Origin of the sequence: Pseudoalteromonas sp. PS1M3 (genome assembly GCF_016865405.1) — a bacterium.
Lineage (GTDB): Bacteria > Pseudomonadota > Gammaproteobacteria > Enterobacterales > Alteromonadaceae > Pseudoalteromonas > Pseudoalteromonas marina.
Window position 1 is genome coordinate 2,929,250 of sequence record NZ_AP022624.1, and the last position, 17,898, is coordinate 2,947,147.

16 protein-coding genes and 4 tRNA genes are annotated in these 17,898 nt (G+C 41.0%); 4 read left to right on the forward strand and 16 right to left on the reverse strand.

The genetic code is table 11. The features are described from left to right. Position 1: 1 nt before the first annotated feature. The 4 genes from alaS to ribA form a co-directional block, all read right to left on the reverse strand. Complete coding sequence (gene alaS / locus PS1M3_RS13660; protein WP_008129392.1) at positions 2 to 2,602, reverse strand: alanine--tRNA ligase; 2,601 nt, start codon at positions 2,600 to 2,602, stop codon at positions 2 to 4. A 19-nt stretch (positions 2,603 to 2,621) separates the two neighbouring features. Next, complete coding sequence (locus PS1M3_RS13665) at positions 2,622 to 3,074, reverse strand: regulatory protein RecX (protein WP_006794350.1); 453 nt, start codon at positions 3,072 to 3,074, stop codon at positions 2,622 to 2,624. After that, entirely contained in the window at positions 3,074 to 3,862 is a 789-nt protein-coding gene (locus PS1M3_RS13670; RefSeq protein WP_008129389.1) for a BPSS1780 family membrane protein, read from the reverse strand. The genes PS1M3_RS13665 and PS1M3_RS13670 overlap by 1 nt, the downstream gene beginning before the upstream one ends. 77 nt (positions 3,863 to 3,939) lie before the next feature. Further along, positions 3,940 to 4,563: a GTP cyclohydrolase II gene (ribA, locus tag PS1M3_RS13675; RefSeq protein ID WP_006794352.1), complete on the reverse strand. Its 624-nt coding sequence runs from the start codon at positions 4,561 to 4,563 to the stop codon at positions 3,940 to 3,942. 600 nt (positions 4,564 to 5,163) lie between these two features. On the opposite strand from ribA, the gene PS1M3_RS13680 reads away from it, so the two are divergent. Next, positions 5,164 to 6,276 carry an energy transducer TonB gene (locus PS1M3_RS13680; protein ID WP_138740281.1) on the forward strand — a complete coding sequence of 371 codons (1,113 nt, stop codon included), beginning with the start codon at positions 5,164 to 5,166 and terminating at the stop codon, positions 6,274 to 6,276. 59 nt (positions 6,277 to 6,335) lie between these two features. On the opposite strand, the gene PS1M3_RS13685 is transcribed toward PS1M3_RS13680, so the two are convergent. The 3 genes from PS1M3_RS13685 to PS1M3_RS13695 all read right to left on the reverse strand — a co-directional run bounded on the left by PS1M3_RS13685 (position 6,336) and on the right by PS1M3_RS13695 (position 7,921). Continuing rightward, the gene (locus PS1M3_RS13685) at positions 6,336 to 6,848 is read right to left on the reverse strand and encodes a hypothetical protein (protein WP_008129036.1); all 513 of its coding nucleotides are present in this window, start codon (positions 6,846 to 6,848) and stop codon (positions 6,336 to 6,338) included. Between the two features lie 95 nt (positions 6,849 to 6,943). After that, entirely contained in the window at positions 6,944 to 7,393 is a 450-nt protein-coding gene (locus PS1M3_RS13690; protein WP_010556543.1) for a low molecular weight protein-tyrosine-phosphatase, read from the reverse strand. Positions 7,394 to 7,414: 21 nt separating this feature from the next. Continuing rightward, a complete protein-coding gene (locus PS1M3_RS13695) occupies positions 7,415 to 7,921 on the reverse strand; it encodes a DUF3087 domain-containing protein (RefSeq protein WP_203984911.1) in 507 nt (168 codons plus the stop codon). A 146-nt stretch (positions 7,922 to 8,067) separates the two neighbouring features. Between PS1M3_RS13695 and PS1M3_RS13700 the strand changes: the two genes are divergently transcribed. From PS1M3_RS13700 to PS1M3_RS13710, 3 genes are read left to right on the forward strand one after another with little or no spacing between them, the layout of a single operon-like run. After that, positions 8,068 to 8,703 (forward strand): energy transducer TonB, encoded by a 636-nt coding sequence (locus PS1M3_RS13700; protein WP_203984913.1) that lies wholly within the window; start codon positions 8,068 to 8,070, stop codon positions 8,701 to 8,703. Between the two features lie 14 nt (positions 8,704 to 8,717). Continuing rightward, positions 8,718 to 9,308, forward strand: coding sequence for an RNA polymerase sigma factor (locus PS1M3_RS13705; protein ID WP_203984915.1), 591 nt, complete (start codon positions 8,718 to 8,720; stop codon positions 9,306 to 9,308). Continuing rightward, a complete protein-coding gene (locus PS1M3_RS13710) occupies positions 9,295 to 9,906 on the forward strand; it encodes a hypothetical protein (RefSeq protein WP_203984916.1) in 612 nt (203 codons plus the stop codon). The genes PS1M3_RS13705 and PS1M3_RS13710 overlap by 14 nt, the downstream gene beginning before the upstream one ends. Positions 9,907 to 9,971: 65 nt before the next feature. Here the strand turns inward: PS1M3_RS13710 and PS1M3_RS13715 are convergent, their stop codons facing one another. From PS1M3_RS13715 to PS1M3_RS13755, 9 genes are all read right to left on the reverse strand, one after another. Further along, complete coding sequence (locus PS1M3_RS13715; protein WP_203984925.1) at positions 9,972 to 11,630, reverse strand: P-loop NTPase fold protein; 1,659 nt, start codon at positions 11,628 to 11,630, stop codon at positions 9,972 to 9,974. Positions 11,631 to 11,813: 183 nt separating this feature from the next. After that, positions 11,814 to 13,190 (reverse strand): Na+/H+ antiporter NhaC family protein, encoded by a 1,377-nt coding sequence (locus tag PS1M3_RS13720; protein ID WP_203984927.1) that lies wholly within the window; start codon positions 13,188 to 13,190, stop codon positions 11,814 to 11,816. Positions 13,191 to 13,367: 177 nt separating this feature from the next. Then, entirely contained in the window at positions 13,368 to 15,020 is a 1,653-nt protein-coding gene (pbp4b, locus tag PS1M3_RS13725; RefSeq protein ID WP_203984929.1) for a penicillin binding protein PBP4B, read from the reverse strand. A gap of 9 nt (positions 15,021 to 15,029) precedes the next feature. Beyond that, a complete protein-coding gene (locus PS1M3_RS13730) occupies positions 15,030 to 16,205 on the reverse strand; it encodes an exo-beta-N-acetylmuramidase NamZ domain-containing protein (protein ID WP_203984931.1) in 1,176 nt (391 codons plus the stop codon). Positions 16,206 to 16,709: 504 nt separating this feature from the next. After that, positions 16,710 to 16,786: transfer RNA gene (locus PS1M3_RS13735), tRNA-Arg, on the reverse strand. A gap of 49 nt (positions 16,787 to 16,835) precedes the next feature. Next, positions 16,836 to 16,912 (reverse strand) — tRNA-Arg (locus PS1M3_RS13740). Between the two features lie 149 nt (positions 16,913 to 17,061). Beyond that, positions 17,062 to 17,138, reverse strand: a tRNA-Arg gene (locus tag PS1M3_RS13745). 35 nt (positions 17,139 to 17,173) lie between these two features. Then, positions 17,174 to 17,266: transfer RNA gene (locus PS1M3_RS13750), tRNA-Ser, on the reverse strand. A 128-nt stretch (positions 17,267 to 17,394) separates the two neighbouring features. Then, on the reverse strand, positions 17,395 to 17,577 hold the full coding sequence (locus PS1M3_RS13755) for a hypothetical protein (protein ID WP_058429732.1): 183 nt from the start codon (positions 17,575 to 17,577) through the stop codon (positions 17,395 to 17,397). Between the last annotated feature and the right edge of the window lie 321 nt (positions 17,578 to 17,898).

Sequence of the window (17,898 nt, forward strand, 5' to 3'; positions counted from 1 at the left end):
CTTAAGTACGCTCAGTTAACCAAGCAGTAACGCTATCAAGTGCAGCAGCAAGGTTTTGTGGCTCAGAACCACCCGCTTGTGCCATATCAGGGCGACCACCACCTTTACCGCCTACTTGAGAAGCCATGTGGTTTACAAGCTCACCGGCTTTTACTTTGCCAGTTAAGTCTTTAGTCACACCGGCAATTAGGCTTACTTTGTCGCCACTGGCAACACCCAGGGCAATAACACCTGAGCCAATCTTGTTTTTAAGGTCGTCAACCATACCGCGAAGCGCTTTAGACTCAGTGCCTTCAACATTTGCAACCAATAGCTTAACGCCATTAATTTCTACAATCGAATCAAGTAACGATGCACCTGCAGCGCTCGCTAGCTTATCGTTAAGCTGAGCAATTTGCTTTTCAAGACCTTTAGACTTCTCAAGAAGCGCAGTTACTTTTTCAAGTACTGATGCGCTATCGCCTTTCACAAGCGCTGCTACATCGCTAAGCTGTTGCTCTTGCTCACTTACATAAGCAACCGCATCTGCGCCAGTTACTGCTTCTATACGGCGAACACCTGCAGCAATACCGCTTTCAGATACTATTTTGAATAAGCCAATATCGCCCGCGCGTTCAACGTGTGTGCCACCACAAAGCTCAATTGAGTAATCGCCAATGGTGACTACGCGTACTTCGTCGTCGTACTTTTCGCCAAACAGCGCCATAGCACCTTTCGCTTTAGCATCATCAATAGCCATAAGCTCAGTATTAAGTGCAAAGTTACGGCGAATTTCGTCGTTAACTACACGCTCAATGTCACGTAGTTCGTCTTTAGTTACCGCTTCAAAGTGCGAGAAATCAAATCGTAAACGATCCGCTTGAACTAACGAGCCTTTTTGGCTTACATGCTCACCTAATAACTGACGTAATGCTTCGTGTAAAATATGTGTAGCTGTGTGGTTTTTCTTGATGTTCTCACGACGAGCATCATCAATAGTGGCATCCACTTTATCGTTAACACCAATACGGCCTTGTACTGTACCGTGGTGCGCAAATGCATTACCTAGTTTAGTAGTGTTAGTCACATTAAACTCGCCACCAGCCACTGTAATAGTACCGGTATCACCCGTTTGGCCACCAGATTCTGCGTAAAACGGTGTGCGATCTAGTATTACAATGCCTTCTTGGCCATCTTCTAATAACTGTACGGCTTCACCACCGGCAAACACTTCAACCACTGTCGCGCTGTAATGCGTGCTGTCGTAGCCTTTAAAGTCAGTGTGTTTATCTGATTTTAACTGCTCGTTGTAATCGGCACCAAATTTACCAGCTTGCTGCGCAGTTTTTCGCTGTACAGCCATGCATTCTTCAAAGCCTTTATGATCAATGGTCATTTGGCGCTCACGCGCAACATCGGCGGTTAAATCGGCAGGGAAACCATACGTATCGTAAAGTTTAAATACTAAATCGCCTGGGATCACATCGCCCTTAAGGTCGCTTAAGCTTTCTTCTAAAATAGCTAAGCCACGCTCAAGTGTTTTACCAAATTGCTCTTCTTCAATACGCAGTACTTTTTCGATAATTTCTTGTTGCTTAGCAAGCTCTGGGTACGCTTGACCCATTTGCTCAATAAGTGCAGCAACTAATTTAAAGAAAAACGCGCCTTGTGCGCCAAGCTTATTACCATGGCGTACCGCACGGCGAATAATACGACGAAGTACGTAACCACGGCCTTCGTTAGATGGCATAACACCGTCGGAGATTAAAAACGCACATGAGCGAATATGATCCGCTACTACGCGAAGCGACTTATCGTCCATATCTTGCGCGTTAGTGACACTCGCCGCTGCTGCAATTAAGCCTTGGAATAAATCGATTTCGTAGTTTGAATGCACGCCCTGCAAAATAGCAGAAATACGCTCAAGGCCCATGCCCGTATCAACAGATTGCTTAGGTAGTGGCAGCATAGTACCGTCGCTTTGACGGTTGTACTGCATAAATACGAGGTTCCAAATTTCGATAAAACGGTCGCCGTCTTCCTCTGGAGAGCCCGGAGGACCACCCCAAATATGCTCACCGTGATCATAAAATATTTCAGAACACGGACCACACGGGCCTGTATCACCCATAGACCAAAAGTTATCAGAGGTAGCAATACGAATAATGCGATCTTCACTTAAGCCAATATCTTTTGACCAGTACTCAAACGCTTCTTCATCATCGTGGTAAATAGTAACAAGCAGTTTTTCCTGAGGTAATTTAACAACCTCAGTTAAAAACTCCCACGCAAACTTAATTGCTTCTTGCTTAAAGTAGTCACCAAAACTGAAGTTACCTAACATTTCAAAAAATGTGTGGTGGCGCGCCGTGTAACCCACGTTTTCTAAATCGTTGTGTTTACCACCGGCACGCACACAACGCTGCGAGCTTGTTGCACGTGTATATGGGCGAGATTCTGCGCCTAAAAATACATCTTTGAATTGCACCATACCGGCATTGTTAAACAATAACGTGGCATCATTACCCGGAATAAGTGAGCTTGAAGGAACAACTTGGTGTTGCTTGCTGGCAAAAAAGTCTAAAAACTGTTGCCTAATTTGTGCGGTAGTCATGTGCTGCATGTGAAAATCTCACCTGTATTTACTGTGATTGCATTGCAAAATCGATTTGTTCGTAGCTAAAACCTCGATACATTAAGTAGCGCACGCGCTTAGCCTTGTCTTTGTAATCGAGGTTTGCCGGTGTATTTGAATATTTTTTGTTATACGCATCCTGCGCAAGCTCAAACCAGTCTATTTCAAGCTCTTCAACTACTCTTTCAAGTAGCGAACGGTCAATCCCTTTACCCATGGCCTCGCTTTGAATTCGCTTGAGCCCATGGCATTTAAAAATGTGTTTTCTTACAAAGCCTTCACAGTAACGTTGCTCGTTTATAAAATTGTGCTTTTCGCACCAATCAAGCAAGTTTTCGATAAACTCATCTGTGGCTTCTTTTTGCTGTAATTTAAAGGTTAATTCACGACGCGAGTATTCTTGGCGCCCGAGTAACCAAAGTACATAATTTTTTAATTTTTGTTTTAATTTATCATCCATTAAGCGTCAAAGCGTCCGCTTGTTTCACTGCTTAGTGGCTTAACATTTTTGTCGTCACTTGGCGGGACAATCGGCATAAAAATCGCCTGATAAGAAACAAAAAAACTAATGTAGCAAATCGGCATTAAAATCAACAGTGGTAAGAACGATAAGAACATAGAAACCGCCATAAATAGTACGCAAATAACGCCAAAAACACTCAACGGAAACAAATTATGATAAAAAACCATAAGCGATTGCTTAAGCGCCGTTAAAATACGTTGCTCTTTATTAAAATAAACAAGCGGTACCGCATAGGCAAAGGCCGTTAAATAAATAAGCATGGCCATAAAAAATAAAATAACACTCGCACCCGAAATACTCGCAATAGTTTGCTCAAGTGCAGCTTGAGGTTCAAGCCCTGGCTGGCTCATAATTGCCACGGCATCGGCAAATAAACCGTTTGCTAATAACGCCATTAAAATACCCGCCCCCATTTGGTATAACGCCAAACGGACCAAGCCTAAGCGGTTTCCTTTAGCTGAAAATGGCTTAAGAATGTCAGCCAACATTATTTTACCGCCTTGCTGTTTGGTCAGCACTGCTTGGTAAAAGCCGGCAGTTAAAAAAGGCGTAGCCAGTGCTGCAACCACTTGAAGTAAAGGTAAAAACAACGACAGTAAGCCCACAATGCCAATAAATAAATGCATAAAAATAAACGTCATTGGCTGGGTTTTAAAAATAAGCCATCCCGCTTTTAACCACTTTAGCCCGGCATCTGCTTTAAATACTCGTAATTGTGTAGACATACTTGCTCTTAATTTATAACGAAACACGCCAAGTATAACTTGGCGTTGGGTGGGATCACAGAGGCAGACCAGTAATATTAAGGTTTTTTAATTTTTTTAATATCTAGCATATGTGCGCCATGCTTTATTTTGGTTTCTAAGTAGGCTTTATTACCTGCTACACCCGCCTTTATGTGTGCGTGTGTACCAATAACTGTATCAACTTCAATACCCGCATCTTTCAAAGCATTGAGTTTTTTAGGGTTGTTGGTCATTAATTTAACGTGCTTTAAGTTAAGCGCATTAAGCATTAATACCGCATCCGAAAAGTCGCGTAAGTCGTCTGCAAAACCTAAATGGTTATTGGCCTCGTAGGTATTCATACCTTGCGATTGCAATACGTAAGCATCAATTTTATTGTATAAACCAATACCACGGCCTTCTTGGCGTAAGTAAAGCAAAATACCGCCTTGCTCGTGCATCATTTCAATACATTCGTTTAACTGTTCGCCGCAATCACAGCGTGACGAATGAAAAACATCCCCCGTTAAACACTCCGAATGCATACGGATAAGCGGTACATCTTGCTCGGTATCGGCGTTGTTAAACACCATAGCAATATGTTCTTGGCCATCTTTTAGGTCAGTAAATGACACTATTTCTGCAGGGATATCACTATTTTTGCCAACATTAAGTTGGACTCTTGCTCTTACTTGCGCCACGACAAATCCAAATATTTAAATAACTACGACACGACAATAAAGTGATAATATCACAAAAGAGTAAAATTAGATCGTAGTACAACATTGTTTATCGCAATTATATGGCGACGACAGCGCCTGTTTTCAATGACTAACCTTAATTAACCCGAACTCGAGATAATAAACCTATCTCTAGCAGCTATTTTCAGCGCTAACTGCGTTGAATGTACTTACAATAGGCCAGCTATTGACGCGTAAACTCGCCTTGTTTTCATTGGAAACATCCGGCTAGAGAATAAATTTAAAATATCACTACTATTCAATATTTTAGCAAGTCTCTTACCCAGCGTTCTTGTTAAGTAAAAAACACATTAAATCAACATATAACATTGGCTTTTCGTACCTATTTAATGACAATAACTATCATCTGTAGTAAGTTGTTTTTAGTTAAATTTATCTGAATTTTAAATAAAACGTTTAATATCACGAGAGTAATGACATTTAAGTCTACTGCTTTTTAACCAACGCTTTTAGTGAATAAAATTTAAAGTTAGCGCTGTAATTACCACTTAGCATAGAGTTATTATTCAAAGTTCAGGTTCACAATTAATAAGGATCATTATGAAGCCACAACACCTTGCCCTATTTGTTGGATTAAGCTTATCTGCCTTTACAAATAATACACTTGCTAGCCAAACTGACAACGCTAAAGCGGCTTTTTCAACTGCCTATCAAAGTTACCTAAACGCAGTAGAAACAAAACACGATATTGAGCAAGCCGCAAAACGAGCTTACACTACAGGCCTTACTTTTTACGGCGATAAAAGCGACAACACAGCAAACCTTGCTATTAATTATGCTAAAGCCATTACACCGCCAAGCACAACAAGCAACAAAAAAAACATAAGGCAGCAGCGTTATAGCCTTTACTCGCAAGCGTATACAATCTTAGCTGATAACCACGGCAAAAATGCATTACAAACGCTCGACGCACTTTTAGGTAAAGCCGAAAATGCTAAATCAGCGTCTTTGGCAGAAGATCATCTCGAACGTATAATCGATATTGCTAAAGCACAAAATAAACCAAAATTTGTTGCCGATATGCAATTTGAAGCCGCGTCGTTGTTAGCAAGTAAGTTTGCACATAAAAAGTTTCGTGCAGCGCAAAAGTTATTGAACGAAGCCGATGAGTACTACCGTGAAAATTTAGATGAAAACACGGTTGAGCGAATCAAAACAGACTTTTTAGTCGCCTCGTTTGCGCAAAGTAAGAGAAAATATAAAAAAGCGATTGAGCGTTTAAATCATGTTGTTTCGGTATTTGATAGCAACCTAAGCTTTGATCATAACGCCGAACTTACCGCGCACTCAAAACTTGTAAACCTTTACGAAAAAACAGGTCAAAGCGAACAAGCAACTAAACATTGTTTAGCTATTGCCGAAATGGTGCCATGGAAAGACTCACAAGAACAAACACCGGTATACCGCCAACCACCTAAGTATCCAGTAAATAAAGCACGCCAAAATACAGATGGTATTGTTGTTCTTCAGTTTGATGTAGACACTGCCGGATTTGTAAAAAACTCATCAGTAATAAGCTCAGAAGGTGGCCACGCATTTGAAAAGTCAGCATTAGAGGCACTTAAAAAATGGCGTTACGCACCCAAATTTGAAAACGGAAGCCCCGTAGTAGCAAGCACCCAGGTGCAAATAGATTTTAAAATAAATCGCTAGCGGTTTTACAAATAAAAAAGGCGCTATTTAGCGCCTTTTTTATTTTTACTCACGACGCCCTAAAATTCGTAACTAATGCGAATAGCACCATCGGCTCTTTTTTCGTTACTGTCACTTGTTTTACCATAGCCCGCATCAAGTATTAGTCTAAAACCACTATTATTTAAGCCGTTAAAGTTATAACTGTATGTAAGCCCAATACCATTTGTGGTTTCATCATCAAATATTTGCCCTAGCGCACATCCAAAAATATTACCTAGCTCGCTAGCAATGTCGTCAGTGTTTGTGCTTTCACATGGTTGGTCGGTATCACGTGCGCCAATAGCCCCAACTAACACACCCAATGCGTGTTTATTGTTATCACTAACTGCGTGTTCAAAACCCACTGAAAAGCCATCATCTAGGCCAATTTTATAGTTTGCGTACCAGCGTTGAGAATTGTTATCTGCCGATAACGACACTTCAGGTACAACCAAGTAAGGGTAGCCACCCCCAATCGAAAAGCTCACATCATTAGCAAAAGCAGAACCCGAACCAAGTGATAAAACCAGTAGTAATATTTTTGTATTCATAATATTCCTTTTGAGTAAGGATAAATCGTACTCAATTAAGGAACAAAGGGCAATAAAACAAATGTTCGGTAATGTAACAAACTGATAAGAGGCACTTACATTTTAGCAAGTATGTTATCGCTGGCCGCTTCTATTAAATCAAGTACGTTTTCAAAGCCGTCGTCACCACCGTAATAGGGATCAGGTATGGCACTTGTGCTTTGCTCCCCGTACTCTAAAAACAACGCTAACTTATAGTGTAAATGCGTTGGGCACTGCTCTTTTAAATCAGTTAAATTTTGTTTGTCGGCTGCTAAAATTAAATCAAACTCGGTAAAGTCGCTAGTGCGAACTTTACGCGAGTGTATTCCTTTAAAGCTATAGCCGCGCTTTTCACCCGCCGCCATTGAACGGCTATCGGGCGATTTTCCTTCGTGATAGCCAATTGTACCTGCAGAATCGACCACCACCTTTACACCCAAGGCTTTTGCACGCGCTTTTAAAACCGCCTCAGCAGTAGGTGAACGGCAAATATTACCTAAACATACAATCAGTACCTTTTTCATAGCGGCTCCTTAAATAAGGCTTTAAAACTGTTTTAATATGCTCTCTTCGTAATCGTCAGCATTTAGCGTTAAATTAAACTGCTCGGCAACCGAATCTAACTCAGCTTGCTTAATGGCTAGGTCTTCCATTGTTATGAGGTTGTCGTCTAGCTGCCACAATAAACGCGAGCCCGCATAACTGTAATGAATGGCTAATAGTGCAGCGGGGTTACCTTCGCGACCAGCCGCTTTTAACTTTGGCATTTTACGGGTTATTTTATTAAGTGCCTGTTTTAGCTCCCATACATAAACCACTTCGGTCATGTAAGGATGAGTGCGGTATTTATTTAACAACCACCCTATGGCTAAACTTGTAATAACCACGCCAGTTAAGTTCCAATGAAAATGGCTTCCGCTTTCATCCGGAAACAACGCAATCAGCGTTTGCGATATAGCTAAGCTCCCCGCCGCAAGCGAAGCCGCACAGCCCACAATGACACGATTTAAATGCTTACGGTAACGCGCTTTATTTATTTCAATGAGTTGCATAACAGCCTAAAAAGTTAATAAGTAAAAGAATGCGAAACGCTATTGTAACTAAACCCCGCATTTTTTATAAAAATATTTCACCCCTTTTTGATTTGCCACCCGTTATAGCTCTGAAAACCACATAATGAGTTAACTAGGAGCGGCTTATGCACACACTCGAAACCCCAAATAACCCAACATTTATAAAAACATCAACCGCCGTTATTGGTGGTGCAGCAATGACCTTTGCCGCCTTTGCATTTATGCAATACCTAATCAGTGGCGACCAACGCGCACCACTAGACCCTGGCAAAGAAATAACGGTTGAAATATTTAAAGTGCCTGAAGATTCAAAAGTAAGACACATAGATAAAATGCCACCACCACCTACACCAAAAATGCCGCCTAAAGCGCCACCGCGTGTAACACCGAGTGCCGACCCCGTTATGGCAATCAACACGGCGCCGCCATTAATAATGGATAACTTTGGTGACGGCATTAACAATACCCTTAACCGGCCAACGGGAGATGCCTCACCCATTGTGCGCATAAATCCAAAGTACCCAACCACCGCTGCGCGTGATGGCATAGAAGGCTGGGTACAACTTAGCTTTAATATTTCGCCCACTGGCGAAGTAATTGACGCGGTAGTTTTAAACGCCGAACCAAAACGCATATTTGATCGCGAAGCACTTCGCGCCATTAAGCGCTGGAAATATCGTCCAAAAGTAATTGAAGGTGTGGCACAATTACAAACAGGTCAAACCGTACAGCTTGATTTTAAATTAGACAGTTCGCAGTAAAGGAATAAGCGCCTATGCTATTGAGTATTAAGTCATGGTTATTTGAAGCGCCAAGCAAAGACTGCATGGCGCGGTATGCAAAAAGTGGCGACAACCGCCACTTAGAGCAGCTTATTGCCTTATACAGTAACGATTTATATCACTACCTAGTTACCCAGTCTAATACACATTTAGCATACGACGTAAGCCAGCAAACGTGGCTAAAAGTAATTGAAAAGCGCCACCTTTACCAAGCGCAAACCACGCCTAAAGCGTGGTTATTTAAACTCGCACGTAACACGTTAATAGACGAATACCGCAAACAGCAACATTTTGTGGAGCTAGACGAAAACAGCCTACAACCTTTGCAAAGTGCCAATCAAAGCCAATTAACAAATAGTGACTCGCACATAGGTGACACACACATAAGCTACGAAGCATTCAACACGGCGCTCAAGGAACTGAGCTTTGTGCAGCGCGAAGCCATCACCTTACAACAAGAAGGTTTTAGCCTTGCCGACATAGAGCTTATAACGCAAAGCAACGCCCAAACCATAAAAACAAGACTGCGCTACGCCAAACAAAACCTAAAACAATTATTAGGAGATTATAATGAACAAGTCTGATGAGCAGTTTGATGAAAAGCTTACAAACCACTTTAAAGCGCGTAAAGCACGTACCATCCTTTCGCATGCTCAACAACAGGCGTTAAAACACAGCGTAGCTCAAAAACAACCTAAAAAGTTAGGTTTTGCCCTGCAACTCACAAGCCTTACCTGCGCTCTGGGCTTACTGGCCTTTATAGTGCTCAACAGCAACAACGTAATAAATACCGCCCCTAAAACCGTACTAAACACCATAGATATACACGACTACTCGTTCATAACAACGCATGAAATAGATCAAACAGGCAGCTACGCAAGCGCCATAACGCAACAAAAACGCGCGCTCGACACCCAATTAGCAAACGATTTACGCCGCCACCAGCAACGCCACATAGAATACGGCACGCTCGTAAAGGTCGACAACGACTGGTACATAGCCAGCTGTAATGACGAGGTGCTAGTGCAAATTAAGCAGTCGCTATTGAGTGATTTAAAGGGCAGGCACGCAGTTGAAAGTAATATAAACACAGGTGATATGCTGGCCATGGCACATAACGGCAAAGGGCAGATTGTAGGGCTTAAACATGCCGGGGTTGGAGCGAAGCAATGTAAGGCTTAAGTGGCGGTAATTCAGATGAAATTACCACCGAGAACACAGAGGTGCTTCGCGCTGCACAGAGGTAGTTAACTATCGCCCATATAATCTAATGGTGAAGAAAGCTCTATAAAGTCACGATATTGCTCTTTAGTAATTTTGTTATATGCATCTTTTACATAAATATATCTAATCAAAGACTTAGCCACTTCATATTGAGTAGAATCATTGCATTCCCGTAATTCTTTTTCAGCTTGATCTAATTCAGTTAACTTCCTCCCCTGCGTGTTTCCAAATCCTGCAAAAACAAGTGATGTTTCAACTACAAAAATTTGGCAGAAAAAATACTCTATGTAATGCTTTAATTTAATTACTTTCTTCGTATCTTTGTAGCGGTTAATTATACAGTTCGGCTCCTTACTATATAATTTTGAATCAATAAAAAATATAACATCCCTTTCTAAATCTACGGGTAGTATTTCTTCTGATAAATAATCAGATAACTTTATATTTTGTGTATCGCTTTTCTGAGTTAGTTTTGTTCTCTTAAACCTTCCACTTATTATTTCTTCATATAAAGAATGATCTTTTTCATAGATACAAAACAAAACCGTGAGCACAAGTACATCAATTTTTTTACCACTTGGTAAATTCACAATAATAGCTGTAATACGCTCAGTAATTTGAATAGCTGTTCTTGCTGATACCTGAAAGGCATCTAATACAACTGAAATATTAGCTAAAGCAGTTTCGGGGTTTTCTGTGCGGGGGAGTAGCTCAATTTTTTTACTTTCTAAATACGCAGTTTCAAATTTAGTTGTATCGCTATGTACTGATAAAAAATCCTTCAAAGCAGGACGTTTTAAACTGTAACGACTATTAAAAAAACGGCCTAAATAAACCTTAGCGTCAAACCCTTCACCGTATATTGATTTGATTGTATGTTGAAGCTGTTCGGTATCCGTAGCCACAACAAATACGATGCCTTTTACATCAAAAATATGTTTAATTGTCTCAAGCATTTCTACTGCATAACTTGGGCGACAACGGTCTAATTCATCAATAAAAATAAATATGGGTAACGATTTACCTTCCTGCTTTTCAAACTTACTGACCCAGTCATCTAACTTAGATTTTATTACTTCAATACTTTTGTTTTTAGCTTCATGATCTTTAATTAAGTTTTGTGCAAGCGCCTTTACTACGGGCGAAAAGTCGCTGCCAGTTAACTTGTTAGAATTTTGCTTTTGATCATCTTCAATTTCTTCATCAGAAAATAGTAATGTGTGTAGCTCTTCTAAATCTATTCCTGATATTTTTTTAGTTAAACCTTGCGCTATAGCAGGTGCAACGGCCTTAAACATAGAAACAGCACTCTTAGGAATAGTTATATTAAACTTAGCCTGAAGTTGAAGCTGCTTGATGATACCTGCAATTACAGTTAAAAATGGATCGTCCGAATAGTCTTGCTGCCATGCATCAATATAAACTACAGGGTAACCTACTATTAATTCCTGTGACCAACGCTTAAGAAAATAGGTTTTACCTGCCCCCCATTCAGCGTTTAAGTTTAATACATAGTTTTTCTTTTTCTCTTTATCAGGCCTGCTTTCGTCAAATCCCTCTTGAGCCAATAGCCTTGATAAGAATGTGGCGTAGCGAGCACGATCTAATTTATCTGCAGGAAAATACTCTTCTAATGGAGGATTAGTTGCTTTACTCCAATTGAATTCTTTAATGTCGTGCATTTAATTTCCCTTTAAATCATTCTTTTTCACATAATGCCATACAACATTCAATGAACGTAACCTATTAATAAAAAGCTATTATTATTTATCTCTGTGTAGCGCCTAGATGTGCTCGATGGTGATCAATCTTAAACAAAAAAGCCTGCAATTAAGCAGGCTTTTAAATATTTCAATTCCGAGTTTTTACAACACAATAATGCTAATAACCAAATAAGCAATAAAAGTCAGTGCGCCACCAAATAACGCATACGGTAACTGCGTTTTAACGTGAGTGAGTAGGTCACACCCCGATGCAAGTGCCGATACCGCGCTGGTGTCGGATATAGGCGAACAGTGATCGCCAAATATGCCGCCGCCCAAAATAGCGCCTACAACCAATGAAGGTGGTAAACCCAGTGCTTGTATGAGCGGTACGCCAATAGGAATAAGTATGGCAAACGTGCCCCACGATGTGCCTGTAGTAAACGACATAACCGCCCCTGTTAAAAACAGCACAGGCACTATTAAGTAAATAGGTAAGTAGTCGCCTACCAATGACGCAACAAACACACCCGTACCTAGCTCTTTTAGGCTTGCACCTAGCGTAAGCGAGAGCAAAACAATACTTACCAATGGAAGTAATTCACCCATGCCTTTAAAGCCAGTATCAACCAATTGGTGGTGGGTAAATTGGCGCGAACTAATCATTAGTAAGTAAGCAACCACAATCGCGAGTACAGTTGCATATAATACCGATTTAGAGCCGCTACCTTCTGCCAACACACCGTTACCAGTGTAAAACATAAAGCCTACCATGCTGGCAATTAGCGTAAATAATGGCACTAACATAAAGCGCGCTTTAGAGCCTTTTACTTCTTCTTTTAGCTCGTTTGTTTGTAGCTCTAATTTTTGTTCGGCCTCTTTCATTGGGCCATGTACTTTATCAAACGCAATGGTGTAAAAAACAATAACCAAGGTAATTATGGCGTAAAAGTTATACCCAACGCTGCCCCACAGTACCGATACCGCCGATTCGCCCAATTCGTAATTACCTAATAAGCCCAGCACAAATGCACCCCAGCCGTTAAGTAGTATTAAAATACACACAGGGGCACTGGTACTATCTATAATGTAGGCAAGGCGTGCACGGCTCATTTTAAATTTGTCGAACAGGCCACGCGACAAAATACCCGACGTAAGCACGCTTAGGTTTGACTCTATAAACACCGCAACGCCAGTAAACATAGTTAAAAAGCCAACTTGGCGCTTACCTTTTGCAACCCCTTTGTTCATTAATAAGTTAACCGTTGCCGCCACACCGCCAGATTCACGAATGTAGGCAAGTAAGGCTCCTATTAAAATACTAAATATGAGTATGCGGCTGTTACCCGGCGAACTTGCCACCGAGATAATACGCTCTATGGTATTTAAAAATGTTGAAAATACGCTATTTCCTTCCCCTTGTAAGGCAAGTAAAAACTCAGAAGACGCCACGGCAACTAGCAGCGCCATAATGACTTCTTTGCGCCAAAACACGATAGCAATCGCAATTAGCGGCGGTAAAATAGAATACCAATGCATAAAAAGTTAACCTTAATTATTAACAACCCGCGCTTAAACGCTTATATGTTAAGCCCAAAACTTAAAAAGTGGCTTAATGGAGTAAACCGCTTAGCTTAATGGATTGATGTTGCCAAGTCACCTGCAAATAAGCCATTGGGCGTAACTGTATTAGCCCATTTTAACCTATACGATAATTTATTGATTTAACAGCGCTTCGTAAACAAGCGATACCACAGATCCGTATTGCGCGGTTTCGAATTGTTTGCCTGTAAATTCATAACGTTTTTGTGTGCCTTTAATTGCAGTGTGGCGCGCGTTAGTAAGCAAAACAATGGCCAAGTCGTAAGCGGGATCGATTACTGTTACGGTGCCTGTCCAACCGGTATGGCCATACGCTTGTGCGCTGGCATAAGGGCCAAAGTGCCAACGCCGTGCTTGGTTATTACCTGCAAGCCTAAAACCTAGGCCGTACGTTTCGTTAGTGCTTTGCGGCGTTAAAAACTGCGCTAAGGCACTTGCACTAAATAATTGTTGGTCGCCGTAGCCACCATTATTTAATAATAGCTGGCAAAGCACAGCTAAATCGTGAGCGTTACTAAATAACCCGGCATGCCCAGCAACGCCGCCAAACGAGTAAAATGCGCGTTCGTCATGAACTTGGCCTTGCAACACATGTGTTCGAATATTATCAAAAGTAATACGCCCATCGCGGGTGTTGCCGCTAAGTTCGGTGGCTGCAAATTGACTACGCTCAAAGCCTTTTTTAAGGGGGTTAAATAGCGTGTTACTCAGTGCAAGGGGTTTATAAACGTGCTGCTCTAAGTACTCGTCTAGTGGCAGCCCTGTTATGCGCTCAACCAATACACCTAAAATCATGTAATCAATATCAGAATATACATGTTGCATTGGTTTTTTGTTATTAAGCGGCACTTTGGTGAGCAAAAGCTGTTTAGTGGTTTGGCTATTTTGAGAATAAAATGCATCGCCTTGCTGTGTATCTTTTCGGTGAAAATCAAACACAGGTGGGTAGCCTGCGCTATGAGTAAGTAACTCTTTTACTGTGCGTTGCTCTCGCCCACCCCCTGTGTATTCTGTTAAATAACTTTGCACGGGGTTGTTTATATTGAGTTGCCCTTCGCTTATTAGTTTCATGAGTGCAAAGTTAGTGGCAAATATTTTAGTGTTTGAGGCTAAGTCAAATAGAGTATTGGTTTGCATAGGCTCTGGGCGCAGTAGCATTAGATCGTTTTGCTGGTACTGCTTTGCATCACCATAAGCTGTGAGTTTTATTAGCTCGCCATTTTTAACAACCGCCAGCACTGCACCAGGAAACCCCGCTTTAATATCACGCTCAATAAGTTCATCAACGTCAGTAAAATCAACTGGCTTGTTAGGCGTTAAATTTAATGTAGGAAATGCAAAACGCAGCGTTAAGCTTGCGCCTTTAGGTAAAATATTTTCTACCTTAAATGTGTTTATCCCATTATGAGTATGCGCCGCTAAGCTGTAATTATAAAGCGTATTAGTGGTTAACGTATTGGTAGCAAGTTTTTGATTGTTTATGTAAATATCGGCACTTTCGGCACTGTGGTTTTGTATTAATAATTGGCCGCGACCTTTATACGCTTTAAATGTGCCACGGTTGTTTACATAAAACCGGCTACTTGGATTTGGCTCAGGAAAGCTGGCTACAACTTGTGCGTTTGGCAGCTCTATTAGCTGACTTTTAGTCAGCAATGGCTGCGATTTTAATGAATTATATGTACTACTGCAGCCTATAATAATTAAACTCAAAGCGGCTAACCATGCGTTTTTTATGGAGCGAGTATTTTTTAAAATAAATAACATGGTTAAGCCTTACTCATATAACAAATAAGGCGCTCGTTGCGCTTTAAATTGTGTGAGGCCGCGTTGCCAGCTTTTCTTTATTTGCGCAGCCGACTGCCCTGCCTCTATAGCTAAACGCAATTTATTAGTACCTGCCAATTTATCCATAAAACCAGCGCGTTCAAAAAAATCGACGTTATCTTTATTAAGGGTGGCGTAGGCGTTTATTAAGTACGTTAAATTTAGCCCTGCGGCGTTTACTTGCCTTAAATCAAGGCCATGTATCGTTGTATTTTTAAATTTAGGGTTTAAAGCAGCGCCTTTAATAGCCCGCGGTGTAAAATTAAAATCCCCTAATTTTACCGGCGAATAACCAATAACCTGAAACGCAAAATCGGTGCCGCGGCCAATACTCACAGGGGTTGCTTCAAAAAAGCACAGCGATGGGTAAAGCGCGATTGATTGATCGTTTGGTAAATTAGGGCTGGGTTTTACAGGTAAGCTATAACGAGTTGTGCGTGTGTAACGATCAACCGGGATCACGGTGAGCTTTAGATCGGTGGCTTTATTGATCCAGCCCTCGCCTTTGATCATGTTAGCCAGCTCACCTACCGTCATTCCATGTAGCACGGGTATTGGGTGCATGCCTACAAACGATTTAAATTCGCGCTCAAGAATTGGCCCGTCAATATAGGCAATATTGGGGTTTGGCCTATCAAGCACTATAAATTCAACACCTTGCTCAGCCGCAGCCTCCATCATGTAATGCATAGAGCTTATATAGGTATAAAAACGTACACCCACATCTTGAATATCAAAAACAATAACATCTACATTGCTAAGAGCTTCAGCGCTTGGCTTTTTGTTTTTGCCATAAATAGAAATTAGTGGAATGCCGGTTTTGCTATCTATGGCGTTTTTAACATGAGCACCGGCGTCGTGATCGCCTCTAAAACCATGCTCGGGTGCAAAAATTTTGGTTATGTTTATATTTTTACTAAGCAGGCTGTCAACCAAGTGTGCTTGCCCTACTAAAGAGGTTTGATTTACCACTAACCCAACACGTTTATTTTGTAATTGCGGTAAGTACACTGCCGGCTGTTCAGCCCCTACGGTTACTGAATGCTTTGCTTCATTCGCGTGTGTGGTAATAGTAAAAAGCGCACTTAAACTCAATAAAAATATAAAAAATACGGTTTTAAACATACAGCAAGATCCTTTTAAACAAGGTGTTTAAAATACCACAGCTTAAGTTAAAGAGCAGCGAATGCTTTTGAGTCGATACATAAGTAATTAGAAGCTACGCTTCTCACGTGAGCACGTTCTACGTCTACGACGATTTAAGCTTCAGCGTTTAATTACAATAGTGGTTTTGAACTACTCATTTACTCCTCTTTTATTTCTCTTTGTGCAGTTATGTTTAAGAGCGTTATTCACAAAGAGGTTTAGAGACGCTGCGCTTTTAGAGAAGTGACTAAATGGAAGATTTGGCAGTATGTATCATTAGGTTTAACTGATATCTGAAAGCTTTCTCAAATTTCAGGCACAAAAAAACCGACTTAGTGTCGGCTTATGTATGAAAGTGCTGGGCGCAGGACGTACCTTCTAAGAGTGAACCTCTGACCGTCGGGTTCGTGGCTTGCTATTTTCCCATATTCACTTTATTTCAGGCACAAAAAAACCGACTTAGCGTCGGCTTATGTATGAAAGTGGTGGGCGCAGGAGGATTCGAACCTCCGACCGCCTGGTTCGTAGCCAGGTACTCTATCCAGCTGAGCTATGCGCCCACTTTCATTCTTTTTTACTTGTTTATACTCTAAGCAGAGTGTGTAAAAGTGGTGGGCGCAGGAGGATTCGAACCTCCGACCGCCTGGTTCGTAGCCAGGTACTCTATCCAGCTGAGCTATGCGCCCACTTTTACTATTTGCTTTTTTATACTCAAAGCAGAGTGTGTAAAAAGTGCTGGAAGCAGGACGTATCTTGTAAGAATGAACCTCCGACCGATTTGGTTACAAACCAAACACTTTAACTTATTTATACTCTAAGCAGAGTGTGTAAAGAGTGGTGGGCGCAGGAGGATTCGAACCTCCGACCGCCTGGTTCGTAGCCAGGTACTCTATCCAGCTGAGCTATGCGCCCATCTTTACGTTTACAAGATTTCGCCATTTAAAAAATGGTGGAGAGGGAGGGATTCGAACCCTCGATAGAGCTACAAACTCTATACTCCCTTAGCAGGGGAGCTCCTTCGGCCACTCGGACACCTCTCCGTCTTGTGGGGCGTATAATAAAGATTTCAGAAAATATGTCAAACACTTTTCTATCAAAAGTGTCTATATGGTTACAGAACACACATATGTTATGTTTTTATATTAAAGAAGCCTAATTTTTAAGCTAATTAACTCTCTTCGTTAGGCGTAAGTGTGTCGTCGGTTGGTACGCATTTATCTTTTAAACTAGCTAGGTACTGCTCTTGATAACCTAGTTGTTGAAACTCTGCAATGCATGCTCGGTAAAAAGCTTCTCGCTCTCGCTCTGTTTGACTGAGTTCTTCCGACTCTTCGATAGTTTTATCTGTCATTTTATTATTTTGTAAATCCGTTTTTATTATTTACAGCACCTAAAGAAATTAGGCCGTTTAAAATTTGGCCATAGTGTAGCTAATAAAGTTACAAAAATACAACATAATGTTTAAAAGTTACCCATTAATTTGTTATATACACATAAAATTTTTCATATAGATAATGACTAACTATCAACAGCTTAAAATGTGCATCTTCGCCTCATTAATTCGCCAGAATACGGGTTTAAATACTTACGGTAATAACAAATAAAATCTACATGGCATAAACTTCCCTATCGCGGGAAAATCAGATCTGTTAACACTAATGTTAGCTGCTTA